This window comes from Bradyrhizobium canariense (assembly GCF_019402665.1).
GTDB lineage: Bacteria > Pseudomonadota > Alphaproteobacteria > Rhizobiales > Xanthobacteraceae > Bradyrhizobium > Bradyrhizobium canariense.
Window position 1 is genome coordinate 1 of sequence record NZ_VSST01000031.1, and the last position, 23,038, is coordinate 23,038.

Consider the following 23,038-nt stretch of genomic DNA (forward strand, 5'->3'; position numbering starts at 1 on the left):
GACAGCGGCGAGCCGGGTGAGGGGTCTCTCTCCGCGAGTCCGACTGCGAGTTGAATGCGCGGAGGCAACCCCTCATCCGGCGCTTCGCGCCACCTTCTCCCACAAGGGGAGAAGGAAGAGAGCGCTATTTCAGCTTGCCGGTGGACAGATCCATGATCATGCGCGTGGTCAGATAAAGGCGCGGCACGATGCTGTCGAGTTTGACATATTCGGCGTCGTTGGAATGCGCGCCGAAACCCGACAGGCCCATGCCTTCGACCACGGCTCCGCTGGTCTTCAGCGCGGCAAACGCGGCATCGGTGCCGCCGCCGGTCGCCTTCTCGTCGACCTTGAGGGGCAGTCCGATCTCCCCATAGATGGTCTTGCCGTAGGCCGCCACGCGGCGCGAGGCGTCGTTGGCCTCCAGCGGCGGACGGCGCACCTCGAATTTGAGCGCGACCTTGGAGTCGGGCAGCAGGTGATTCTTGATCTTGTCCTGCAGCGCCTTCTCCAGCTCGTCGAAATCGGCGACCTTGAGGGCGCGCGCATCGGCCTGGGCCGTGGCCTCGGCGGGGATGACGTTGCGGTTGGTACCGGCCTTGGAGACCGTCCAGTTCAGTTTCAGGCCCTGCTCCGGTTTGGACAGGTCCTTCATCTGCAGCAGCTGATGGGAGAGTTCGTACAGTGCATTGACGCCGCCCTCGGGCCGCGAGCCTGCATGCGACGACTTGCCCTGTACCGTGAGATACGCCGAGCCGATGCCGCTGGTGGCCAGCCGCAGCGTGCCGTCGGTGCCGCCGCCTTCAAACGAGAACACCACATCCTGATCCGCGGCGAACCTGGTGATGGTGCTGCGCCAGCCGGGCGACGAGATCTCCTCGTCGCCATTGGTAAGCACCGTGAGCGTGCCGTAATCCCGGAAGCTCAGCTTCTGCAGCAACGCTACGGTGTGAAGAATGAGCGCGACGCCCTGCTTGTCGTCGGCAATGCCGAGGCCGTAGGCCTTGTCGCCTTCGATGCGGAACGGTTGATCCTTCAGCATGCCCTTCAGGTACACGGTGTCCATGTGGGCGATCAGCATGATCTTCTTGCTGCCTGTGCCCTTGAATACGGCGTGTACGGCCGGGCCGATCTTCTCGGGTGTGTCGTCGAGGCGATAGACGTCGGTGGGCTGCAGGATCTCCACCGTGCCGCCGAGCTGCTTGAGCTGGCCGGCAACGCGCTCGGCGATCTGATTCAAGCCTTCGACATCCTTGCTGCCGGATTCGATGCTGACGAGATCGCGCAGCGTGTCGAGCAGCGGCTGCTGCTCCTTTTGCGCCAGCGCATGGACGTCGGCCACGACATTCGCACTGGGCTCCGCATGCGCCGGCATTGCCGCACATGCCAGCCAGAGCGACGCGATCAACGGAGCAACGAGCGATGGAGCAGGGTGGGATCGAGACATGCGTGGCGGCCCTAGGTTGGGGGATGGCGCGGTATGCCCGTGTTTCCGGCGCTTGTCACGCGCCCGGGGCACCCGGCATGCCCGGCCGAGGCTGACGTGATGGGAAGGGCCAGGGCGCCGGCCGCCTAAGCCTAAAGTCGTAGGATCGGATGGCGTGGGAGCTGAGCATTTTTGTCCCTCACATCGTGAGGGATGGAAATCGGACGACACTTGTTCCATGCTGGCCTCCAAGCCTCGGCAAGAAGGCCCAAGGTCACAATCCATCAGGGTAGGAAATCATGAAAAGACGAGATTTTATCAAGGTCACCGGGCTTGGTGCGGCGGGTGTCGCCACGCTTGCCGCTCCAGCGATCGCGCAGACGACGCCCGAGATCAAATGGCGCATGCCGACGAGCTGGCCGAAATCACTCGATACGCTCTATGGCGGCGCCGAGATGATGGCCAAGATGGTCGCGGAAGCGACCGACAACAAATTTCAGATTCAGACATTTGCCGGCGGCGAGATCGTGCCGGGCCTTCAGGTGCTCGATGCCGTGCAGAACGGCACCTGCGAAATCGGCCACACCGCGTCCTACTATTATTTCGGTAAGGACCCGACCTTTACTTTCGGCTCGGCTGTGCCGTTCGGACCGAACATGCGCATCAACCAAGCCTGGTACATGCTGGGCGGCGGCAGGGACATCCTCAACGAGTTCTACAAGAAGTATAACGTCGTCTCGCTGCTTGCCGGCAATACCGGCTGTCAGATGGGTGGCTGGTTTCGCAAGGAGGTGAAGACGCCCCAGGACTTCAGCGGGTTGAAATTCCGCATCGGCGGCTTTGCCGGAAAGGTGATGGCCAAACTAGGCGCGGTGCCGCAGCAGATCGCCGGCGGCGACATTTATCCGGCGCTGGAGAAGGGCACCATCGACGCCGCCGAATGGGTCGGGCCCTATGACGACGAGAAGCTTGGCTTCGTCAAGGTCGCGCCGCATTATTACTTCCCGGGCTGGTGGGAAGGCGGGCCGATGCTTCTGGCCTTCGTCAACCAGGACAAGTGGAATGCGCTGCCGAAGCACTACCAGAGCATCCTCGAGCAGGCGGGACACTACGCCAACAATTGGATGATGGCAAAGTACGACCAGTCCAATCCACCGGCGTTGCGGCGTCTGCTCGCGGCCGGCGCCAAGCTGCATCCGTTCTCGCCCGAGATCATGCAGGCCTGCTTCAAGGCATCAAAGGAGCTGCACACCGAAGTCTCGGCCACCAACCCGGACTTCAAGAAGGTCTATGAATCCCTGACCGCGTTCTCGAACAACGGATATCAGTGGTTCCAGGTTGCTGAAGTCGGCTATGACAACTTCATGGCGCGCAACTCGCAGAGCTGATCGCCGGACGCGATCGGCCCAAACGAAAGAACCCGGAGCGAAAGCTCCGGGTTCTTTTTTCGGGGCGGGCGCTATTGTTTCGGCTGGCCGAAGTCGAGCGGCGGCAGGTCGATCTGCGGGATCTCGATCTTGATGCTGTTGGGATCGATCGTGGACTGCACGCCTTTGTAGTGCATCACCATCGACGGGAACATGATCACGAGCAGCACCATGACGACCTGGATGACCACGAACGGCACCGCGCCCCAATAGATCTGTCCCGTTGTGACCGGCTCCATCCGCTTGCCGGTGACACGATCGGTATAGCGCTCCTTCGGCGCGACCGAGCGCAAATAGAACAGCGCAAATCCGAACGGCGGGTGCATGAACGAGGTCTGCATGTTGACGCCGAGGATGACGCCGAACCAGATCAGGTCGATGCCGAGATGTTCGGCAGCCGGCCCGAGCAGCGGGATCACGATGAAGGCGAGTTCGAAGAAATCGAGGAAGAACGCCAGCACGAACACGAAGGCGTTGACGAAGATCAGGAAGCCGATCTGGCCGCCGGGCAGGGAGGTCAGCAGGTGCTCGACCCAGACATGGCCGCTGACGCCGTAGAAGGTGAGCGAGAACACGCGCGCGCCGACCAGGATGAAGACGACGAAGGCGGACAGCTTTGCCGTCGATTCGGTGGCCTGACGAACGAGGTCCCAGGTCAGGCGCCGTTTCATGGCACCGAGAATGAGGGCGCCGGCTGCGCCCATCGCGCCGCCTTCGGTGGGCGTCGCGACACCGATGAAGATCGTGCCGAGCACCAGGAATATCAGGAACAGCGGCGGCACCATGACGAAGGTGGTCTGTTGCGCCATCTTGGAGAGGAAACGGAAGCCCGTCAGCTTGTCGATGGCCCAGTTCGCGATGGCGACGAAGAACGCGAAGAGGATGCCGAAGAACATGCTGAGCACGACGAAGTCGGCGCCGTGGGTCTCCGAATTCCGCATCATGAACCAGCCGAACACACAGCTCGCCAGGAACAGCACGCCGAGCGACCTCAGGCCGCGGTCGCCGCTCTCCTCACGGAAGCCGATGGCTTCCTTGGGCAGGCCCGGGGCGGCGTTCGGGAAAATCAGGGTCACAAGAAACGCGTAGCCTGCATAGAGACCCGCGAGCACGAGACCCGGAATGAACGCGCCCTCATACATGTCGCCGACCGACTTGCCGAGCTGGTCGGCCATCACGATCAGGACGAGCGAGGGCGGAATGATCTGCGCCAGCGTGCCGGAGGCCGCGATGATGCCTGTCGCCATGCGGCGGTCATAGCCGTAGCGCAGCATGATCGGCAGCGAGATCAGGCCCATCGAGATCACCGAGGCCGCCACGACGCCGGTGGTCGCCGCAAGCAGGGCGCCGACGAAGACCACCGCATAGGCAAGGCCGCCGCGGATGGTGCCGAACAACTGGCCGATGGTGTCGAGCAGATCCTCGGCCATGCCAGAACGCTCGAGCACCAGTCCCATGAAGGTGAAGAAGGGAATGGCGAGCAGCGTGTCGTTGTTCATGACCCCGTAGACGCGCTCCGGCAAAGCCTGGAGAAAGTCCGGGTGGAACTGACCAAGCTCGACGCCAATGATGGCGAAGAACAGGCCGACGGCGCCGAGCGAAAATGCCGCCGGATAGCCGAGCAGCAGCACGACGACGAGCGTCGCGAACATGATAGGCGCCAGATTGGCGATAATAAACGCGGTCATGACTTCCCCCTAAACCGTCGCCAACGGCTACTTTTTTTCGATCGCTTCGACGAGGTGCTCGACCTCGGCCTCCAGTGCGGACACCTGCGACTCGTGAGGGTCCGGGATCATGCCGCGCATGATCGCGATTCGCTTGATCAGCTCGGAAATGCCTTGAACGAGCAAAAGGGCGAAGCCGATCATGATCAGCGCTTTTGCCGGCCATTGCGGCAGGCCGCCCGCATTGCCGGATTGCTCGTTGATCTGGAGCGAGCGCAGGAAGAACGGTACCCCGGTGACGATCATGACAACGGTCAGCGGGATCAGGAAGAAGATGTGCCCGATGATGTCGATGATGTTGCGAGCCCGCTTCGGCATCATGCTGTTGAAGATGTCGATGCGGATGTGCTCGTTATCGAGCAGCGTCCAGGACGAGCACAGCAGGAACACAATGCTGAAAAGCACCCATTGCAGCTCGAGCCACGAGTTGGAGGACGTGTCCAACGTCTTCCGAATGATCGCATTCAGCGCCGAGATGACGACGGCGAGCAGGATCAGCCAAGCCAAACGCTTGCCCGTCCAACGTGTGAACGCGTCAATTCCATTGCTCAGCTTCAGGAGCGCTTGCAAGATTGGTCCTCCCCGATTTGCCCCGGCCGTCTTGACTGCGCCGAGTGGCGCGTTGGCTTGTCTCGCCGCGCAGGCATGAGGCAGCCGCACCAAACCAGCGAGTTTGCCGCCAGTCAATCGGAAGTTTGTTGATAGTTAAGGGGAATAAGCCGCGGCCGGGCAGCCGATGCTAGCCGCCGGTGACGCTCATGTGCCTGGAGACGCTGGGGCGGTCGTGGCGGCGGTCGATGATGAAATCGTGGCCCTTGGGCTTCAGGCCAATGGCGCGGTCAATCGCATCCGCAAGCAGCGAATCGTCGTCCGATGCACGCAGAGGTTTGCGCAAATCGGAGGCATCCTCGTGGCCGAGGCAGGTGTGCAGCGTTCCCGTGCAAGTGACGCGCACGCGATTGCAGGATTCGCAGAAATTATGGGTCATCGGGGTGATGAAGCCGAGCTTGCCGCCGGTCTCGGCGACGCTGACATAGCGCGCGGGCCCGCCGGTGCTCTCGGCCAGATCCGTCAACGTGAACTGCTGGGCGAGGCGCGCGCGCACCAGCGACAGCGGCAGGTATTGGTCGATTCGTCCGGATCCGATCTCGCCCATCGGCATGACCTCGATCAGCGTCAGCCCCATGCCCTTGCCGTGGGCCCAGCGCATCAGGTCGGGAAGCTCGTCCTCGTTGAGGTTCTTCAGCGCAACGGCATTGATCTTGACCGCGAGGCCCGCAGCGCGTGCCGCCTCGATACCTTCCAGCACTTTGTCGATCTCGCCCCACCGGGTGATCTCGCGAAACTTTTGTGGGTCGAGCGTGTCGAGCGAGACGTTGATGCGGCGGACGCCGCAATCGGCGAGTTCGCTCGCGTATTTCGCAAGCTGGGTGCCGTTGGTGGTCAGCGTCAGCTCGCTCAACGCGCCGCTCTTGAGATGCCGCGACAGCGAGCGCACCAATGTCATCACGTTGCGGCGGACCAGCGGCTCGCCGCCGGTGAGCCGCAGCTTCTTCACGCCCTTGGCAATGAAGGCGGAGCAGAGCCGGTCGAGTTCCTCCAGCGTCAGCAGGTCAGCCTTGGGCAGGAACGTCATGTCTTCCGACATGCAGTAGAAGCAGCGCAGGTCGCAGCGGTCGGTGACGGACACGCGCAAATACGAGATGGTCCGTCCGAACGGATCGGTCATCGCGCTCGACAGCGCGGCGCGGGGGCTCGCGGAAAGTCCGTTCATACCAAATGCCTTGTCACTTGCGGCGGCGGGAGCAGCTTTGCTTCAGCGGCGCCCTGAACGCAATCTAAGCATCGGAGGCGTCAGAGACAATTGGGGGGATGACGGAGGTCAGCGCTTGCCCGTGTTCGGATCGGGGAACGGCGAGCCCGCAGCCGGTGCGGCAGCAGCAGCCGGGGCGGTGGCGGGCGCCGCCGGTTTCGGCTTCTTCAGCCGGTGCGGCTTGCGGACCGGTTTTGGCGGAACGGCCGGCTGGAGCTCCGCGAAAACCGGGTTGGGGTCGGTGGTGACCGAGGCGGGCGTCGTGAAGTCGCCGGGTTCTTGATGACGTTCACCGGCACGCTTACCGGCTGGTATTTCGGCAGCGCGAAAGCGACCGTGAAGGGGACGTCGGGGGCGGGAACCGATACGGAGCAGGGGGTCTTGCAGCCCTGTCCGAGCGAGGTCGTGGCGTCAGCACCCGCAGGATTGGATTCGAGCCGGACCTGGACGGTCGGCGGGGCCGATTTGAACATGTTCCAGGAAGTTGAAGACATCGAGGAGCAGCCGGCAAGGCTCGTTGCCCCGAGGACGCTCACTCCAGCTAATGAAAACGAGATGACACGACGCATGACATTCACCTAGTGCGGCGAACCGCCACACCCCGGACAAACTTAGGAGTGTCGTTCCGAGCGAGCAACCGGCGGGCCTCGCATAGTTAATAGATGGTTAACGCGGGATTTCTGCGGAATAATCAAGCTATCTCAGCTATTTGAGATCTGCCTGCGCAGTCATCAGGCTGCTGGCGGCTGCCGGCAGGTCGCGCATGTGATGGATCAGCCGGTCCGGCTTCAGCTCGGCGATCGGGACGTCCGTATAGCCGAAGCTGACCCCGATCACGGGAACTCCGGCGCGCCGGGCCACGCCGACATCGGGTCCGGCGTCGCCGACCATGATGCTGGCTTTGACCTCGCCGCCGGCCCGCGCCACCGTTTCGCGGAAAATGGTCGGATCGGGCTTTTGGACGCCAAAAGTGTCGGCGCCGCAGATCGCGGCGAAGCGTCGGCTCAGGTCGAGCTGGTCCAGCAGGCGCTTCGACAGCCATTCCAGCTTGTTGGTGCAGACCGCGAGACGATGGCCCTGGGCCGCAAAATGGTCGAGTGTGGCCTCCAGTCCCTCGAAGGGCCGGGATTCGACGGCGATATTGTCAGCGTAATAAGCGATGAAATCGGCCGTCATCCGGTCCATGTCGGCAACCGTGACGCTGCGGCCCTCGGCCTCCAGCCCCCGCTCGATCAGCTTGCGGGCGCCGGCGCCGATCATGTTGCGGGCCGAGGCCATCGGCACGGGCGGCAGCCCTTCGCGGTCGAGCACGTAATTGAGCGCGGTGATCAGGTCGGGCGCCGTATCCACAAGCGTGCCGTCGAGATCGAAGACGATGGTGTGGGGGGAGGTCATGGTCCAGCGCTACCGGCGCGGCCCCGCCCGCGCAAGGGCGGAAGCCATAAGATCACCTTATAAGGTGGGGCGGGAGGCCTGTTCCCCAGACCCTGTTCTCCGAGGGAAAACGAGGCTACACAGGCCGCCGCGAGCCTATAAGGCACGACACTCGTAATTCAGGGACGGCGCAAACGTGAATATGGACCAGTTGAAGCGGCAGGCTGCGGCGCGCGCCCTCGAGGACGTCCGTGACGGCATGCAGCTCGGGCTCGGCACCGGCTCGACCGCAAAACATTTCGTCGAGCTGCTCGGCGAGCGGGTCCGCGCTGGACTCAAAGTGATCGGCGTGCCGACCTCCGAGGCGACGCGCCTCGATGCAATCCGCTGCGGCGTGCCGCTGACCACGCTGGACGAGATCGACCATCTCGACATCACCGTCGACGGCGCCGACGAGATCGATCCCGAACTCAATCTGATCAAGGGCGGCGGCGGCGCGCTGTTGCGCGAGAAAATCGTGGCGGCCGCCTCGGATCGCATGATCGTGATTGCCGACGACACCAAATGGGTCCCGACACTTGGCCGCTTTCCGCTGCCGGTCGAAGTCATCCCGTTCGGGCTCGGCGCAACGCGGCGCGCGATCGAGAAGGCGTTTGCGGAATGCGGCGTTTCCGGGCAGATGGCGGTCCGCAACGGCAAGGACGGCCACGTTTTCGTCACCGATGGCGGCCACTGGATCGTCGATGCCCAGCTCGAAAAGATTGAGGATCCCGCCCGCCTTGCCACGGCGTTGAGCGCGATCCCCGGCGTCGTCGAACATGGTTTGTTCATCGGCTTGGCCAGCTCGGCTGTTTTGGCGGGTGGCGAAGGAATTCGCGTGATTGAACGGCGAAAGCCGAAAGGAGACTAGGAATGAAGAGCGTTTTGAAATTGTTGCCGGTCGCGACTCTCGCTGTGGGACTGGCCCTCTCGGTCGCCCCGGCCGGGGCCCAGCAGGCCGCGGCGCCGAAATCGTCGCCGGCCGCTGTCGCGGCCGCCAAGGAGATCCTGGCGATCAAGAACGCCAGTGCGATGTACGCCAACGCGGTGCCCGGCCTGGTCGAGAAGACCAAGATCGCGCTGATCCAGCAGAACCTGAACTACCAGAAGGACCTCACCGAGGTCGCCCAGATCGTCGCCCAGCAGCTCAAAGGCCGCGAGAGCGAAATCGGCGATGGCATGGCGCAGGTCTATGCCAGCGAGTTCACCGAGCAGGAGTTGAAGGATCTCGTCACCTTCTACAAGTCGCCGCTGGGCAAGAAGCTGATCGAGGCCGAGCCGCGCGCGATCGGGCTGAGCATGGCCTTCATGAACTCCTGGGCCCAGAATTTCTCCGAGACCGTGATGGGCAACTTCCGCGCCGAGATGCGCAAGCGTGGCAAGGAGATCTGACAGTTCCTATCTGATCAGAATCCGGATCATGTTCTGAAAGAGGTCGGAGTGGACAATGGCTGAATTCGACGTCGACCTCTTTGTCATCGGTGGCGGTTCGGGCGGCGTGCGTGCCGCCCGCATCGCGGCCGGCTACGGCGCCCGCGTCATGATCGCGGAAGAGTACCGCATGGGCGGGACCTGCGTGATCCGCGGCTGCGTACCGAAGAAGCTGTTCGTCATCGGCTCGCATTTCCGTCACGAGATCGAGGACGCCGCCGGCTTTGGCTGGACCGTTCCGCCTGCGACCTTCGACTGGCCGACGCTGATTGCCAACAAGGACAAGGAGATCGCGCGTCTGGAGGCGGCTTACACCGCCAATGTCGAGAAGTCAGGCGCGCAGATCGTCAAGAGCCGGGCGGTGATCGAGGACAAACACACGGTCCGCCTGCTCGAGAACGACCGGAAGATCACCGCAAAATACATTTTGATCGCCACCGGCGGCGCGCCCAATCACGGTGCTCCGATTCCCGGCATCGAGCACGTGATCTCCTCCAACGAGGCGTTTCACCTGACCAGGCTGCCGAAGCGGATCGTGATCCAGGGCGGCGGCTACATCGCGCTGGAGTTCGCCGGTATCTTCGCCGGCTTCGGCTCCGACGTCACAGTCATCTATCGCGGCGACAACATTCTTCGCGGGTTTGACGAGGATGTTCGCGCTCACGTCCGCGCCGAGATGGAGAAGCAGGGCATCACCATCCTCACCGGCTGCACGGTGACGAAGGTCGATCGGCACGGCGAGGAATTCACCACGCATCTGTCGAACGGATCGAGCCTTGCCTCCGACCAGGTGATGTTCGCGATCGGCCGCCATCCGGCGGTGGCCAATCTCGGCCTGGAGAAGGCCGGCGTCGCCATCAATCCGCGGAACGGCGGCATCGCCGTCGACCATTTCTCCAAGAGCTCGGTCGACAGCATCTATGCGATCGGCGACGTCACCCATCGCTTCAACCTGACGCCGGTCGCGATCCGCGAGGGCCATGCGTTCGCCGACACCGTGTTCGGCAAGCGCGAGGTGCAGGTGGATCACGCCAACATCCCGACGGCCGTGTTCTCGCAGCCGGAGGTCGGCACCGTCGGCCTCACCGAGACCGAGGCCCGCGCGCAATTCAGCCACGTCGACATTTACAAGACCACGTTCCGGCCCATCAAGGCGACGATGTCGGGCCGCGATACCCGCGTGCTGATGAAGCTCGTCGTGGACGGCGCCTCCGACCGCGTGCTAGGCTGTCACATCGTCGGCGATGCCGCGGCCGAGATCACTCAGGCGGTCGCGATTGCGGTGAAGATGAAGGCGACCAAGGCCGATTTCGATGCGACGATTGCGCTGCATCCGACCGCGGCCGAAGAGCTCGTCACCATGCGCACCCCGACCGCCCACCACGTCCGCCAGGCGGCGGAGTAAACTCCGCTCAGCCGTACAAATATCCGACCGGCTTGCCCTCGGTCCGCAGAAGACGGATGTCCTTCTGCGTGATGATCTGACCGGCGAGGCCGTCGATCTCGTCGCGTTGCGTCGGCGTCCAGCTGCGGAGGTCGTTCATGCTTTTGAGAAGGCCGAGCCGAAGGACCTGCGTGTTCTCACCGATACCGACGAGGCTTGTGGCGTTCTTGCCTGCCGTCACCACGTCGCCGGCCGTGAGCTCAAAGGTCTCGCCAGTCTTGTTCCTGAATTCGGCCGTGCCGCGGATCACGCGGTAGATCACGACCTCGCCCTTGGCGAAACAGGTGGTGTCCGCCGCTGCCGCCGTGCTCTTGGGCAACAGCGATTGGCCGCGCGGGTCGGTTGCGATGATGTGGCCGGCGACGAGATGACCGCTCGGCACTTCGATGCCGATGTCGCGCACATAGACCGGCATGGATGATTTGACCGGGCTGTCGGTGAGCGGCTTGAACAGAGCATCGAGCGCCAGCGGGTCCTGGAGCCAAAAGCCTGCGTCCGCAGGGCGATCATGCAGAGAGTGGCTCCACGCCACCCGTGGCGTCTCGTCTTCGTTGATCTGATCCGGGCCGACAATGGTCGGGTTTGGAAAGGTCGTCGGATCGGTGATGAAGGCTTCGAGGAATTTGCCGGAATAGCCCATGGAAATTGGATCCGGCGCCACCGTTTGTGGCGTCTTCAAATTCTCTTCGGTCGACAATCCGGACCAGGTATAAAATAGCTGGCGGTGCACGATCGCGCTTTGCAGCATCACCGCGCCCGGGCCGACATTGTAGAAGCGCCCGTCATAATCGAAGGTGAACGCGCCCGAGGTGACCAGCACGAGCTGAAAGCCGCCCGGTGGCAGATGAAGATGGAAATCTGTCGGTCCGGTGTCGGGCAGATAGATCGGCAGATTGGTCGCGACCTCGTGCAGCAGGAAAGTTTCGTTGTTGGCGTGAAAGCCCTCGTTGGCGCGATTGTAGAGGGCCTGCGGCCGGTACGTCGCCTCGAACTTCGCATTCCGGTCGCGGTCGATCGCCACGAAATCCCGGTCGTTGAGGCGAAGGGGGGCGCCGTCCGGGCGGGTCAGGCCGGTGATTTTGAGATCGCCGGCGGCATGCACGTTCATGGCAGTCTCCGATTCTAGGCCGCTCACCCGGTCTCTCTCGGCGCACGCATCTTGCTGCTGCAATCAGGAGAGCAGGGGATCAGGCCTGATGCTGCCTTGCGAATTTTGGGCCAGTCTCGGCGCCGCGCGGCACGGAGGCTTTGCGACCCGCCGCCACTCGAAGAAAAATCAAGGTTGCACCTGAGGTTAGATGACACGCTTCGCCAGCCTGCATGGCCATGTTCGCCCAGTCTGCAAGCCTGGCGACGAGACGTGTCTTGTCTAATTTGTCGGCATTCTGGCGCGGACGTGCAGCCGCGCCGATCAGGAGAAGTTGGCGGCCGGGGGTCTGAAGCCGTTCATTCGAAAGATCGACGCACCGTCCGCTCGCGCTTTCCGTACGGGCTGTCAGCCCACTTCGCCATGTCTGCTGCACGCGCCTCGATCAGCTCGCACCAGAGGCAGCTGAGCTCCGCACGACCTTTGGCCGAGAGCATCGGAATGAGGCCATGGCCGCAGCCGGCACAACATTTGACGCGATTCATGGTTCTCCCCGCGAGCTTCCGAATTCAGGAGCGACATTGTTGCTCCCGAAGCTTGCGCGGGCGCTATGAGGGCGTAGGGACGCTTGCCGGCGCGGCGCTCGTCCCCGAGATCGTCGCGTCTGCGATCCAGCGCGACACGGCGGCGATGTCCTCCGCATTGTCGCGGAAGGCACGAAGCTGGAATTCAGCCGAGCTGCCACGCTCGACGATGGTGCGGCAGTGTTCGACCTCGGCGGCGCAGTTCAGCGTGGCCGCGTCCCCGGCGACGTCCTCGATCACGCGGGAGAGCAGTTCGGAGATCTCGACCGGCCCCTCCCTGGAGGCAAAGATGCAATCGGTGCCGTAGCGCTGGGCTCGCCATTTGTTCTCCACCGCAATCGCGCGTTCGACCGCGGTGACCTCTTTCGACAGATGAGGTCGCAGGTAGAGATAGCGCGTCAGGCAGCGATAGAGCGAGGCAATGGCAACGGCGTCGTCGACGAAGGTGCAGGTATCGGGCGCACGCAACTCGAGGGTCGGGTGCTTCATGGATGGGCGCATGGCCCACCAGATGTGGCTTTCATCGGGGATCACGCCGGAGCGTTGCAAGGCGCCGACATATTCGTCGTAATCTTGCCTGCTCTCGAACAATTCGGGCAGGCCTGTGCGCGGCAGCTCGGAATAAGCGGCGAGCCGGTAGCCCTTCAGACCGGTCTTGTGTGAATTCCAGAACGGAGAGGAGGCCGACAGGGCGATGAACAACGGCAAATGCGGCAGCATCGCTCGCATCACCGCCGTGCGCTTTTCGGGATCGGGCAGCTGGACGTGCACATGCATGCCGCACATCAGGTTGCGGTGGCCGATGCTGCGCAGATCCTCGATCATCTCCTCGTAGCGCGGCTTGGGGCTCGGCTGCGACATGCGCCAGACCGCGGTCGGATGCGTGCCGCAGGCCATGATCACGAAGCCGTATTGTGCCGCGACGTTCGCGACTTCGCGCCGCAGGAAGCGAAGCTCTTCGCGCGCGTCGGCGACGTCGACATGAACGTTGGTGGCGACCTCGAGCTGGGACTGCAACATCTCCCGCATCGCCTGGCCGCCTGTCGACCAGTTTGCAGATTCGAAAAGCTCATTGGGGGTCTGAATCGCGACCTCCAGGCTACGGCGATCGGCGAGGAAGTATTCCTCCTCGATGCCGAACGAATATTCCGCAGCCTTGCCGCGTCCGCCGGCCGAGCGAATGACGAGGTGCTGCTTGTCTTCCGAGGAATCGAGCCGCAGCAGTTTTAAAACGTCTGATGCAAATGTCATTGTGCCACCCGGCCAAGGTATTTACCTGCGGGCGTTAATCCTTCTGACGGGGGCGGGTTCCGCGTCGAGCCCACCGGAAATTGCAAGGTCGAACGGAACAATTTTCGCGCTTTCGGACGCACGTGCGACCAGCGCGTGATTCGCGGGCACTTCCGTCCAGTCCGTTTCCTTGTCGAACGGCTCGGACACGACGATGACCTGGCCGCCAGCCTCGCGGAAATACAGCGTGTTGGCGGCATCGTTGACCGCGACCCGGAAGGCATAGAGATCGCGGCCGTTGGCGATGGCACTGGTGAAGCGTAGCCGCTCACGAAGCTCGCCTTCGTTGACGAGATCGACGAGGGCCCGCAGCACGCGATGCGTCGCACCCAAGGGATCGGCATCGAGCCCCGCGCCCATCATGGCGAGAAACACGGCTTCCGAATCGGTCGTGCCTGTCCGCGAAGGATAGTAGGCGTCGGGGATCAGCGCCTCGACCTTGCGCCGTAGGCGATTCCAGCTGCCGACGAAACCGTTGTGCATGAACATCCAGTGGCCGCAGGCAAAGGGATGACAGTTCTGCCGTGTCACCGCCGTGCCGGTGGCGGCGCGCACATGGGCGAAGAACAGATGCGAGCGCAGATGCCGGCAGAGATAGCGGAGATTTTCGTCCGACCAGGCCGGGCGTGTTTCACGATAAAGACCAGGCTCCGGATGCTCGCCGTACCAGCCGAGACCGAAGCCGTCGCCATTCGAGCCGGCCGTCGACTGGAGCGAGCGGATGCTTTGCGCGATCAGCGAATGCTCGGGCTCGGTGACGTAGGGCTCGAAGGACGTGGTCTCGCCACGGTATGCGATCCAGCGACACATGGGAATCCTGTCAGGAGATGCTTGCTGAAATGTATCAACGAACCTGACAGGAGGATGGTTCCCGACAGCGAGTGTCGGGAACCAAGTGGTCACTACACCGGCACCGGAATCAATGGAGCAACCTCGCGATCACCTGCGCTCTCGCTCAATGCGAGACCTTGCGCGACGCCGACCCGGTCGGCCTCGGGACGGTTCTGGCTCATCTTGCGCTTGCCTTCGAACCGCACGACGGGAATGCGCACGCCGACGATTCCGCGCAGCTGCGCGGCGATGAAATCCGCAGGGGCATCCGTCACGGCCCAAGGCTTGGCACGCGATCCTTCGTGCCTGTTCGTGAGCCGCGTCACGGCGTCGAGCAGGCGCTCGGGCTCCTGGAAGAATTCGACCGGGCCGTAGGCATGCACCGCGACGTAGTTCCAGGTCGGCACGACCTTTTCGGTCTCCTGCTTGGTCGCGTACCAGGACGGCGTCACATAGGCGTCGGGACCGCTGAAGATCGCCAGCGCATCTCCGATCGGCGGCAGTTTCCATTGCGGATTGGCTTTCGCCACATGTCCGTACAGCACGCCATGCTCGCCTTCGCTCTCATCGAGAAAGAGCGGCAGCGGTGTGGCGACCGGGCCTTCGGTGGTGGCCGTGACCAGACTGGCGAGGCGGGCGCCGCGAATGGTCGCCCGGATGCTCTCGATATCGTCCTTGAAGGCGGGAGGGATGTACATGGTCTATCTCCGGTGTTGGTCTGGAGATAGCCGGAATCTGGCCTATAATAAACTGCCAGTTATCGCCTATTTAATCAGTCCAGTTCGGCGACGGCCTGTGCGAGAAGCCTGCAGCCGCGCTCGATCTGTGACACCTCCAGTGCCGAATAGCCCATGACGAGGCCGACTGTCTTCCGCGGTCGGCGAGGTCCGACGAACAGTGCCGAGACGGGATAGATGCCGACGCCCTTTGCATGGGCCGCCTTGATCAACGCGTCCTCTCGCTTCTGTGGCAGGTTGTCGAACCACGCCACGATGTGCAGGCCGGCGGCCGTGCCCTCGATCCGGACGCGATCCCCGAACCGGCGGCGAAGCGCGTCGAGCAGCGTGCGCTGGCGTTCGGCGTTGCGCCGGCGCACGCGTCTGATGTGGCCGTCATAGGCGCCGCTTTCCAGCATCGACGCGAGTGCGTCCTGTTCGATCAGCGGCGTGTGCCGGTCCATGATCTGCTTGGCGGCGGCGAACAGGGATCGCAGGGCGCTGGGCACCACCAGATATCCAATCCGCAAGGTCGGCGACAGCGTCTTGGAGACGGTGCCGAGATAGATCACGTTGCCGCCGCCTTCCAGCGCATGCAGCGGCGGGATCGGCTTGGTGTCGTAGCGATACTCGCTGTCGTAATCGTCCTCGATCACGTAGGCGTCGTTTGCCCTGGCCCAGGCGAGCAATTGGTGCCGGCGTCCGATCGGCATGACGCCGCCGAGCGGATATTGATGCGACGGCGTGACATAGGCGAGGCGGGCTTCGACGCCCTCGAGCCGCGTGGTCTCCAATCCATCCGCGTCGACGGGAATCGGGATCGTCTTGGCGCCCGTCGCCGCAAAAGTATGCCGCGCCATCTGGTAGCCGGGATCCTCCATCACGAAGCGGTCGCCGGCATCGAGCAGCAGGCGCGCGCAGATGTCGAGGCCTTGCTGCGAGCCGTTGACGACGACGATCTGATCGACCTCGCAGCGGACGCTGCGCGACCGCCACAGATAGCCTTGGAGCGCGGTCCGCAGCCGCAGCGCGCCGCAGGGGTCATCATAGGCCAGCCGCTCGGGCTTGCGTGCCATCGCAGCAGTCACGGCCTTCTTCCATGCCACTACCGGGAAATCCGACGGCGCGAGCTCGCCATAGCGGAAGTTGGCGACGAGCCCGCGCGGCGGTTCGGTCCAGCGCGGCGGGTCTTGAAGCAACCGGTCCCCGAAAGCCGACAGCCGCACCTTCCGCGCCGACGGTCGCGACACTACGCGCGCGTGTCCTCGCTCGACGACGGCGCGAGCCACACGCGGCCGCGCGCCATGGCGTGTCTCGATGAAGCCTTCGGCGGCGAGCTGTTCGTAGGCGATCGTCACGGTCGAGCGTGCCACGCCCATCTCGCCGGCCAGCGCGCGGGAGGACGGCAGCAAACCGTCGATCCCGTACACCCGCGCCAGGATCTGATCTCTCAAGGCCTCGTAGATCTGGCGCGCGCCCACGCGGTCGGCACGGGGCGCGGGATTGGTCTTCATCTGGGTCATCCACATTCCAAGCCGGCATTCGCCCGAGCGGACGATGTCGGAATGTGGTTCTAATCCCGTTCGCCGAGAGTTTCGACGTAAGCCTTGCCGTAGGGATGAAAATGCTCCTTGCGGCCCTGGTCCCACAGTGCCCTAAGGCCGGGCGTCGTGATGTCCCAATCCGGCCGGCACTTCATGCCGACTGCCCTGAGGTCCTGGCGGAGCTCTTCGACGGTTGGACGGCCGAAGAACCAATAGCCGTTGTAGATCTTGTGAATGACGAGGCCGGGCTCGAGCACGATCACGTGCGGAATCATCGGATTGTGGACGGGGTCGGTGTATTCGGCGATGTCGAGATCCTTCTGAACGAGGCGCCGCGAATCCGAGAGGAAGGGCCAGTGCGCTCCGACGCCGCTGCGATATTCGCTGGTCTGGGTGATGTTGTCGGTCGTGATCGTGACCATCCGGCAATAGCCCACCTCCATCTCGCGATGGAGCTGGAGCAAGCCTTCGGCCTGGCGGCGATCCTTCGGACAGTATCCGCCGCGGCCGAGCACGAGCACCATGGGAGCGCCCGCCTGCAGTTCGGAGAGCTTTCGGTGCTTGCCGGTGTGGTCGCTGAGCTCGTAATCCGGGAAGGTTACTCCCGGCATGATGTCAGGTCGCATTACGCTCTCCCAGTTTTACAGATCAATCACGACGTCGTTTCGGGGCCGTGCGCAGCAGATCAGGACATTGCCGTCCGCCGGCGGATCGAGCGGATCCGGCGCATAGTCGACCGTCCCTGCGATCAATCCGCTCTCGCAATTGTGGCACACGCCGGTCCGGCACGACCAGCGCACGGGAACGTCGCAGGCTTCGGCCAATTCCAGCAGGCTGGCATAGGCCGGTCCCCAGCGGACATTGAGGCCGCTGCGGGCGAACGAAACCATCGGGCCGGGGCCAGGAGCGCCGACCGGCGGGTGCGCTCGCTTCTGCGGAGAGGATGCTATGCCGGGCGTCAAGGATGGTCCGGCGCCGAACAATTCGGTGTGGATGCGATCCGGTGCGATGCCCAACGTGGTGAGGCCAGCTTTCAGATCGCTCATGAAAGCTGTCGGTCCGCACAGATAGAAATCGCCGTCACGCGGCACGCTCAGGCTCTGGAGCAGGCGTGCGTCGAGATGTCCGGCTGTATCGAACGCGACATTGAGACGATCGCCCGGGTCAGGCGCGCTGTAGCAGACGTGGCTATGGTGACGAGAGAGCCCACCTAGCAATTCGCGCGTCTCGGCGGCGAACGCATGTTCGCGGCCGTTGCGGGTGCCGTGCAGCCACCACACGTCCCGCGTCGTCGCTTCAGCGGCGAGGGCGTGGAGCATCGCGAGCACCGGGGTGACGCCGATACCGGCGCTCAGCAGGACGACGGGCCCGGTGCCCGGTCGTAGCGTGAAACTGCCGCGTGGCGCACCGAGCTGCACGGCAGCGCCGTCCACCAGCTCGTCGGCGATGTAACGGCTGGCGGCGCCGTGAACTTCGCGCTTGATGCTGATGCGATAGGACGCGGCATCGGAGCCGCTCGACAGCGAAAAGCTGCGCGTCATCGGCTGCGCACGGGAAGGCTCGAGCCTGATGACGACGAACTGACCGGGCAGGGCGGCCGCCACGGGATGTCCGTCGACGGGTTCGAGGATCAGCGACGTCACGTTGTCGCTTTCGGCGATCTTGCGCGCCACGCGAAAGGAACGGAATCCGCGCCAGGCCGGAGGAGCGCTCGCCGCCGGCCCAAGCCCGGCGTTTCCCGCGGCCTTGTTGTCCTTCTGCTGCTCGAGCAGCGCCTCGAAGGAACGGTGCCAGCCGCGGCTCAGCGCAGGAATCCGCAGCGCGCGCTCCAGGCGTTCGTGCGGGTGCGGCGGCAGGTAAAGCAGCGCATTGATCTCGGACACGCTCATGCGCTCGGGCCCGGCGGCGACCTGATTGATCTCGTCACCGGCCTCGACGTCGCCTTCCTCGATCACACGAAAATAGAACCCGGGCCTCCCGTGTCTGACCAGCAGCGCAGCCATGTCCGGCTCGTCCATGCGAATGCCGAGCCGGTAGCAGGTGACGCGCGGCTGGGTCACTTCGAACACCGCGGAGCCGATCCTGTAGCGGTCTCCGATGCACATGTTGGTGTCGGCGAGGCCCTCGACCGTAAAGTTCTCGCCGAACTGGCCATGAACGAGGTTCGATCGACCCAGATGCTCCTGCCAGTACCGATAGGATTCCTCCTGATAGACGAATACGGCACGATGTTCGCCGCCATGACCGGCCGTATCGCCCTGGCCGTCGCCATCGATGTTGAGCCGGCGCACCCTGCGCGGGCCTGCGACCTGCGCCTTCCAGATGCCGGTGTGGACGGTCCGACCCTGCCAGGCGACGTCGCGCGGCAGGCCGACATTGACCGAAAGCAGATTTGCCATTGCGTGTTCCCGATCTGACTGCGCGGTTCTGCCGTCATCCTTGCATTCGGATGGGGTTTTTGGCTCGTTAGTCGTTGTTAGACGTTGCGAGCAAGCCTTGCCACCGGCGGCCTTGAGGCCAATCTCAGATGGCATAACGAGAACACAGTCAAACGGGAGATCACGATGGATGATCAGGGTAAGCTGGCCGCGCTCCAGCGCCATTGGGACGCTTCGGACGCGAACGATTTCGAGGCCGAGCACGACATCTACCGCGAGGACGCGGTGCTCGACTATCCGCAATCCGGCGAGCGGATTCGCGGTCGCAGCAACATCCAGCAGAGCCGGTTCGTACAACCGAACAAGAAGCGCTTCACGGTTCGGCGCATCGTCGGCGGCAACGATCTCTGGGTGAGCGAATTCGTGCTGACCTATGACGGGGTGCCGTCTTACGTCGTGAGCATCATGGAATTCCGCGACGGCCTCGTGGCGCACGAGACGCAGTATTTCGGCGACAGGTTCGAGCCGTCACCCTCGCGGGCGCATCTTGTCGAGCGGATGGGGTAACACGGGCTCGGTCGCAACACGGAACCCGATGCGGCGGCTGGTCGCAGCCGCGTCGCCTTGATTCCGACAGGCCCATCTTTATGTGTGGAAGGAACAAGAATCCGGGCCCCTCTGGCGAGGACGCCGACGCTGTCGGCAAAACCTCGTGATGTCGGATGACCTGTCCCGCGCGAATGCGATGGATCGGCCGATCGTCGGGCCTTCTTGAGAGCCTCTCCGACTCAATCGTCCCCATCGCAGCTCCGTGCGGATATTTCGCAAGATACGGGAGCAACGATGTCTGACGCCAAGCATTCAAATCCGATCGAAATCGAGATCACGGAGCCGTCCAGCCTGAACGAGCAGGCTGCGGTGGCGCTGGTGATCGTCGGCGCGCTGGTTGCGGTTGCCGACCGCCAAGTTTCGCCGGTCGAACGCGACGAGGTCGTCCGTTTCATCCGGGATCGCAAGCTGGCACCGCACATATCCGAGGACCGGCTCTACGCCATGTTCGACGAGCTTGCCGAACGGCTCGAGGAACCGGATTTCGCCAATGTGGTGATCGAGAACTTGCGTCCGGTTTCGGACCTGCCGCTGTCGGCTCATTTGATGGAGCTGTCGGAGCGCGTCGCGGCCGCGGACGAGGACGTGCATCCCCACGAAGTGCAGGCGATCAAGCTGTTGCGCCTGCTGACGCTGGTGCTGCCTCGTGCAAAGCAGGTGGCGCCCCGTGCAGTGCGCGCCGAACAGCGCATCGCCGCCGAGGAGTAAGCATGAGCGCAGTTTCGGACGAGGATAAGACAGGGACTGCGGGCGCTACCGGCCAGATGGCTGGCGGCGACCCGCGCCTCGACAAGCTTGTCCATCGCCTGCCGCCGCGCATGGGCGACACCGTCACCTATCTGCTCAAGCCGTCCAGCCGCTGGGTGAGAATCCCTTCGGGCGCGCTGCTGATTGTCGGCGGCGTGCTCTCGTTCCTGCCGGTGCTCGGCGTCTGGATGCTGCCGCTCGGCCTCGCTTTGCTCGCGGAAGACGTGCCCGCGCTGCGATCCTCGCGCAGCAAGGTTTTGGATTGGGTCGAGCGGAAGAAGCCGCAATGGCTCGATCCTGCCGCACCGAAAAATGACCAATCATGACTGAATTCATCACCACCGAAGCGTTGACCGCGCTGCTTCAGGTCGTCTTGATCGACCTCGTGCTCGCCGGCGACAACGCCGTCGTCATCGGCCTTGCCGCAGCCGGCCTGCCGGCCGAGCAGCGCCGGCGCGCCATCGTCGTCGGCATCATCGCCGCGACCGCCCTGCGCATCGTCTTTGCCGGCGTCGCGACCCAGCTTCTGCAAGTGATCGGGCTGTTGCTCGCCGGCGGCGTGCTGCTGCTCTGGGTGTGCTGGAAGATGTGGCGGGAGCTGCGCGAGCAGTCCGCGCATGCGAACGAGCTCGCGTTCAGCCATGGTGGCAGCGGCGCTGCTCCTGCCTCCCGAAAGACCTTCAGGCAGGCGGCCGTGCAGATCGTTGCCGCCGACGTCTCGATGTCGCTCGATAACGTGCTCGCGGTTGCGGGTGCTGCCCGTGAGCATCCCTACATCCTCGCCTTCGGCCTGCTGTTGTCGGTCGCGCTGATGGGCGTCGCCGCCGATTTGCTCGGCCGCGTACTCCAGAAGCAGCGCTGGATCGGTTATGTCGGCCTCGCTATCATCGTTTACGTCGCCTTCGAGATGATCTATCGCGGATCGCTCGAGCTCGCGCCTGTGATCGCGAGTCTCTGAGGCAGCGCGCCTGTCCATCATCCGGAGTGATCAATGACGTCCGAATCCAAAGCACCTTCGGTGGATACCGTGTCGGCGCCGCAAATCGGCCCGTTTGCCCAACTCATCTTTGGCTCGCGTTGGCTGCAGGTCCCGCTCTATGTCGGGCTGATCGTCGCGCAGGCCGTCTATGTGCTGCTGTTCCTGAAGGAGCTCTGGCACCTGGTCGTGCACTCGTTCGACGCCAGCGAGCAGCAGATCATGCTGGTCGTGCTCGGGCTGATCGACGTCGTGATGATCTCGAACCTGCTGGTGATGGTGATCGTCGGCGGTTACGAGACCTTCGTCTCGCGCCTGAACCTCAGCGGTCATCCGGACGAGCCGGAATGGCTCAGCCACGTCAATGCCAGCGTGCTCAAGATCAAGCTTGCGATGGCAATCATCGGCATCTCCTCGATCTCGCTGCTCAGGACTTTCATCGAGGCGGGCAATCTCGGCACGACGCGGAGCAATTTCACCGAGAGCGGCGTGATGTGGCAGGTGCTGATCCATCTGACCTTCATCATCTCCGCGATCGGCATCGCCTGGGTCGACCGCCTCAGCGAGGGCGGCCAGCGCAAGGGAGCCGGCCAAGGCTGAGCGTGACCGACGGCCGCTCAAAGCCCGAAGGCTGCGCTCAGGGACGTCGGCTCCGCGCCAGCGTCTCGGAGGGTGCCTCGCCGAACGCCAATCTGTAGCCGCGCGAGAACTCACCAAGATGCCAGAAGCCGTTGCCGAGCGCTGCGGCCTTGACGCTCATGCCGCCGCCTCCGACCATGAGCTGGATGCGGGCGGACCACAGCCGCTTGAGGCGCAGATAGTGGTGCAGGCTCACGCCGTGCACCGCATGTGCGGCGGTCTGCAGCGTACGCACCGATACGCCGAGCGCAGAGGCGAGGTCGTCACTGTAGAGTGCCTTGCTGCCGGACCACATGACCATTTCGTCGAGGCGCGCGATCAGCTTGCAGTGCTTGGCGAACGATGCGCGTCGCGCAGTCAGCCCGCCGGCCGGCGCCAGGGTGTCGTCGAGGCAGGCGAGCAGCGTCTCCTGGATGGGGCGGTTGAGCGCCTCGAATTGCCGGGGATCGTTGCACGCCGAGGCGAGTGAGAACATCTCCAGGATAGCGGCACGTAGGCGCGCCATCGGATGGTCCTGCGCGCGAACATATGCGAGGCCGGTGTCGAAATCCGTCCAGCCGCGATGGCGCATGTCCGAGTTGAAGCGCAGCATCAGGTAAGTGTTGGGATGATGCTCGATCGCGTCGACGGGGGTTTTGCCGCGCATGATCGCAATCGTTGAATTGTCGACCTCGCGGCCGTTGGAGGTGGAGTGAAACGTGAGGGGGACGACGAGGCCGACACCATTGTCCGTGCCGATCTCGGCCTCAAATCGCCGTGCAAAGGAGCGCTGGAGCACGAACAACCCATCCTGGAGCGGCAGGATGGCGCGAGACAGCGAGAATTCGCGCGGGCGGAGCGGCGTGCTGATGCCGAGGCCGAGCACCTCGTTGGCGCGAAACTCGGCGAAATCCGAGAAGCGCTCGATGCCGAGGATTCGCGAAGGCTTCAGCCGAGCTAGCGGCATTTCGGGATCCTGGCGCGAGGGATGAGCCGCA

The 23,038-nt window shown here is 63.7% G+C and carries 22 protein-coding genes and 1 pseudogene; 9 read left to right on the forward strand and 14 right to left on the reverse strand.

What is annotated here, in order from left to right; genetic code table 11:
• Positions 1–124: 124 nt before the first annotated feature.
• Positions 125–1,426: a M20/M25/M40 family metallo-hydrolase gene (locus FXB41_RS16750; RefSeq protein WP_219682530.1), complete on the reverse strand. Its 1,302-nt coding sequence runs from the start codon at positions 1,424–1,426 to the stop codon at positions 125–127.
• A 278-nt stretch (positions 1,427–1,704) separates the two neighbouring features.
• On the opposite strand from FXB41_RS16750, the gene FXB41_RS16755 reads away from it, so the two are divergent.
• Entirely contained in the window at positions 1,705–2,793 is a 1,089-nt protein-coding gene (locus tag FXB41_RS16755; protein WP_007592577.1) for a TRAP transporter substrate-binding protein, read from the forward strand.
• Positions 2,794–2,864: 71 nt separating this feature from the next.
• Here FXB41_RS16755 and FXB41_RS16760 read toward each other — a convergent pair whose 3' ends face one another.
• The 5 genes and pseudogenes from FXB41_RS16760 to FXB41_RS16780 form a co-directional block, all read right to left on the reverse strand.
• Positions 2,865–4,520 carry a TRAP transporter large permease gene (locus FXB41_RS16760; RefSeq protein WP_219682531.1) on the reverse strand — a complete coding sequence of 552 codons (1,656 nt, stop codon included), beginning with the start codon at positions 4,518–4,520 and terminating at the stop codon, positions 2,865–2,867.
• Between the two features lie 27 nt (positions 4,521–4,547).
• Entirely contained in the window at positions 4,548–5,129 is a 582-nt protein-coding gene (locus FXB41_RS16765) for a TRAP transporter small permease subunit (protein WP_219682532.1), read from the reverse strand.
• Between the two features lie 169 nt (positions 5,130–5,298).
• A complete protein-coding gene (moaA, locus tag FXB41_RS16770) occupies positions 5,299–6,333 on the reverse strand; it encodes a GTP 3',8-cyclase MoaA (protein WP_219682533.1) in 1,035 nt (344 codons plus the stop codon).
• 108 nt (positions 6,334–6,441) lie between these two features.
• Positions 6,442–6,941 (reverse strand): annotated as a pseudogene (locus tag FXB41_RS40845) (hypothetical protein).
• A 136-nt stretch (positions 6,942–7,077) separates the two neighbouring features.
• A complete protein-coding gene (locus tag FXB41_RS16780; RefSeq protein WP_219682535.1) occupies positions 7,078–7,767 on the reverse strand; it encodes an HAD family hydrolase in 690 nt (229 codons plus the stop codon).
• A 175-nt stretch (positions 7,768–7,942) separates the two neighbouring features.
• Here FXB41_RS16780 and rpiA point away from each other — a divergent pair, with 175 nt between their 5' ends.
• The 3 genes from rpiA to gor are packed head-to-tail and all read left to right on the forward strand — an operon-like array spanning position 7,943 to position 10,621.
• Positions 7,943–8,656 (forward strand): ribose-5-phosphate isomerase RpiA, encoded by a 714-nt coding sequence (rpiA, locus tag FXB41_RS16785; protein ID WP_219682536.1) that lies wholly within the window; start codon positions 7,943–7,945, stop codon positions 8,654–8,656.
• A gap of 2 nt (positions 8,657–8,658) precedes the next feature.
• Positions 8,659–9,177, forward strand: a complete 519-nt coding sequence (locus FXB41_RS16790) for a DUF2059 domain-containing protein (protein WP_219682537.1) — start codon at positions 8,659–8,661, stop codon at positions 9,175–9,177.
• A 55-nt stretch (positions 9,178–9,232) separates the two neighbouring features.
• Positions 9,233–10,621 carry a glutathione-disulfide reductase gene (gor, locus tag FXB41_RS16795; RefSeq protein WP_219682538.1) on the forward strand — a complete coding sequence of 463 codons (1,389 nt, stop codon included), beginning with the start codon at positions 9,233–9,235 and terminating at the stop codon, positions 10,619–10,621.
• Positions 10,622–10,628: 7 nt separating this feature from the next.
• On the opposite strand, the gene FXB41_RS16800 is transcribed toward gor, so the two are convergent.
• The 7 genes from FXB41_RS16800 to FXB41_RS16830 form a co-directional block, all read right to left on the reverse strand.
• Positions 10,629–11,768: a glucuronate isomerase gene (locus tag FXB41_RS16800; RefSeq protein WP_219682539.1), complete on the reverse strand. Its 1,140-nt coding sequence runs from the start codon at positions 11,766–11,768 to the stop codon at positions 10,629–10,631.
• A gap of 587 nt (positions 11,769–12,355) precedes the next feature.
• The gene (locus FXB41_RS16805; RefSeq protein WP_219682540.1) at positions 12,356–13,582 is read right to left on the reverse strand and encodes a carboxylate-amine ligase; all 1,227 of its coding nucleotides are present in this window, start codon (positions 13,580–13,582) and stop codon (positions 12,356–12,358) included.
• A 21-nt stretch (positions 13,583–13,603) separates the two neighbouring features.
• Complete coding sequence (locus FXB41_RS16810; RefSeq protein ID WP_219682541.1) at positions 13,604–14,431, reverse strand: class II glutamine amidotransferase; 828 nt, start codon at positions 14,429–14,431, stop codon at positions 13,604–13,606.
• A gap of 92 nt (positions 14,432–14,523) precedes the next feature.
• Entirely contained in the window at positions 14,524–15,150 is a 627-nt protein-coding gene (locus tag FXB41_RS16815) for an FMN-binding negative transcriptional regulator (RefSeq protein ID WP_219682542.1), read from the reverse strand.
• A gap of 74 nt (positions 15,151–15,224) precedes the next feature.
• Positions 15,225–16,691 carry a MocR-like pyridoxine biosynthesis transcription factor PdxR gene (gene pdxR, locus FXB41_RS16820; RefSeq protein ID WP_219682543.1) on the reverse strand — a complete coding sequence of 489 codons (1,467 nt, stop codon included), beginning with the start codon at positions 16,689–16,691 and terminating at the stop codon, positions 15,225–15,227.
• Between the two features lie 50 nt (positions 16,692–16,741).
• Positions 16,742–17,338 (reverse strand): redoxin domain-containing protein, encoded by a 597-nt coding sequence (locus FXB41_RS16825; RefSeq protein WP_007592552.1) that lies wholly within the window; start codon positions 17,336–17,338, stop codon positions 16,742–16,744.
• A 15-nt stretch (positions 17,339–17,353) separates the two neighbouring features.
• Positions 17,354–19,111 carry an MOSC and FAD-binding oxidoreductase domain-containing protein gene (locus FXB41_RS16830; protein WP_219682544.1) on the reverse strand — a complete coding sequence of 586 codons (1,758 nt, stop codon included), beginning with the start codon at positions 19,109–19,111 and terminating at the stop codon, positions 17,354–17,356.
• Positions 19,112–19,276: 165 nt separating this feature from the next.
• On the opposite strand from FXB41_RS16830, the gene FXB41_RS16835 reads away from it, so the two are divergent.
• From FXB41_RS16835 to FXB41_RS16855, 5 genes are all read left to right on the forward strand, one after another.
• Positions 19,277–19,657, forward strand: coding sequence for a nuclear transport factor 2 family protein (locus FXB41_RS16835; RefSeq protein ID WP_219682545.1), 381 nt, complete (start codon positions 19,277–19,279; stop codon positions 19,655–19,657).
• A gap of 276 nt (positions 19,658–19,933) precedes the next feature.
• Entirely contained in the window at positions 19,934–20,407 is a 474-nt protein-coding gene (locus tag FXB41_RS16840; RefSeq protein ID WP_219682546.1) for a tellurite resistance TerB family protein, read from the forward strand.
• A 2-nt stretch (positions 20,408–20,409) separates the two neighbouring features.
• Positions 20,410–20,772, forward strand: coding sequence for a hypothetical protein (locus FXB41_RS16845; protein ID WP_219682547.1), 363 nt, complete (start codon positions 20,410–20,412; stop codon positions 20,770–20,772).
• On the forward strand, positions 20,769–21,404 hold the full coding sequence (locus FXB41_RS16850) for a TerC family protein (protein ID WP_007592545.1): 636 nt from the start codon (positions 20,769–20,771) through the stop codon (positions 21,402–21,404). The genes FXB41_RS16845 and FXB41_RS16850 overlap by 4 nt, the downstream gene beginning before the upstream one ends.
• A 33-nt stretch (positions 21,405–21,437) precedes the next feature.
• Positions 21,438–22,022, forward strand: a complete 585-nt coding sequence (locus FXB41_RS16855; RefSeq protein WP_219682548.1) for a TIGR00645 family protein — start codon at positions 21,438–21,440, stop codon at positions 22,020–22,022.
• A gap of 37 nt (positions 22,023–22,059) precedes the next feature.
• On the opposite strand, the gene FXB41_RS16860 is transcribed toward FXB41_RS16855, so the two are convergent.
• Positions 22,060–23,007: a helix-turn-helix domain-containing protein gene (locus FXB41_RS16860; RefSeq protein WP_219682549.1), complete on the reverse strand. Its 948-nt coding sequence runs from the start codon at positions 23,005–23,007 to the stop codon at positions 22,060–22,062.
• Between the last annotated feature and the right edge of the window lie 31 nt (positions 23,008–23,038).

Bases quoted from the DNA above. Each gene is read 5' to 3' on its own strand.
- FXB41_RS16750 (WP_219682530.1), bottom strand. From the start codon at position 1,426: ATGTCTCGATCCCACCCTGCTCCATCGCTCGTTGCTCCGTTGATCGCG.
- FXB41_RS16755 (WP_007592577.1), top strand. From the start codon at position 1,705: ATGAAAAGACGAGATTTTATCAAGGTCACCGGGCTTGGTGCGGCGGGT.
- FXB41_RS16760 (WP_219682531.1), bottom strand. From the start codon at position 4,520: ATGACCGCGTTTATTATCGCCAATCTGGCGCCTATCATGTTCGCGACG.
- moaA (WP_219682533.1), bottom strand. From the start codon at position 6,333: ATGAACGGACTTTCCGCGAGCCCCCGCGCCGCGCTGTCGAGCGCGATG.
- FXB41_RS16780 (WP_219682535.1), bottom strand. From the start codon at position 7,767: ATGACCTCCCCCCACACCATCGTCTTCGATCTCGACGGCACGCTTGTG.
- FXB41_RS16790 (WP_219682537.1), top strand. From the start codon at position 8,659: ATGAAGAGCGTTTTGAAATTGTTGCCGGTCGCGACTCTCGCTGTGGGA.
- gor (WP_219682538.1), top strand. From the start codon at position 9,233: ATGGCTGAATTCGACGTCGACCTCTTTGTCATCGGTGGCGGTTCGGGC.
- FXB41_RS16800 (WP_219682539.1), bottom strand. From the start codon at position 11,768: ATGAACGTGCATGCCGCCGGCGATCTCAAAATCACCGGCCTGACCCGC.
- FXB41_RS16805 (WP_219682540.1), bottom strand. From the start codon at position 13,582: ATGACATTTGCATCAGACGTTTTAAAACTGCTGCGGCTCGATTCCTCG.
- FXB41_RS16810 (WP_219682541.1), bottom strand. From the start codon at position 14,431: ATGTGTCGCTGGATCGCATACCGTGGCGAGACCACGTCCTTCGAGCCC.
- FXB41_RS16815 (WP_219682542.1), bottom strand. From the start codon at position 15,150: ATGTACATCCCTCCCGCCTTCAAGGACGATATCGAGAGCATCCGGGCG.
- pdxR (WP_219682543.1), bottom strand. From the start codon at position 16,691: ATGACCCAGATGAAGACCAATCCCGCGCCCCGTGCCGACCGCGTGGGC.
- FXB41_RS16825 (WP_007592552.1), bottom strand. From the start codon at position 17,338: ATGCGACCTGACATCATGCCGGGAGTAACCTTCCCGGATTACGAGCTC.
- FXB41_RS16830 (WP_219682544.1), bottom strand. From the start codon at position 19,111: ATGGCAAATCTGCTTTCGGTCAATGTCGGCCTGCCGCGCGACGTCGCC.
- FXB41_RS16835 (WP_219682545.1), top strand. From the start codon at position 19,277: ATGGATGATCAGGGTAAGCTGGCCGCGCTCCAGCGCCATTGGGACGCT.
- FXB41_RS16840 (WP_219682546.1), top strand. From the start codon at position 19,934: ATGTCTGACGCCAAGCATTCAAATCCGATCGAAATCGAGATCACGGAG.
- FXB41_RS16845 (WP_219682547.1), top strand. From the start codon at position 20,410: ATGAGCGCAGTTTCGGACGAGGATAAGACAGGGACTGCGGGCGCTACC.
- FXB41_RS16850 (WP_007592545.1), top strand. From the start codon at position 20,769: ATGACTGAATTCATCACCACCGAAGCGTTGACCGCGCTGCTTCAGGTC.
- FXB41_RS16855 (WP_219682548.1), top strand. From the start codon at position 21,438: ATGACGTCCGAATCCAAAGCACCTTCGGTGGATACCGTGTCGGCGCCG.
- FXB41_RS16860 (WP_219682549.1), bottom strand. From the start codon at position 23,007: ATGCCGCTAGCTCGGCTGAAGCCTTCGCGAATCCTCGGCATCGAGCGC.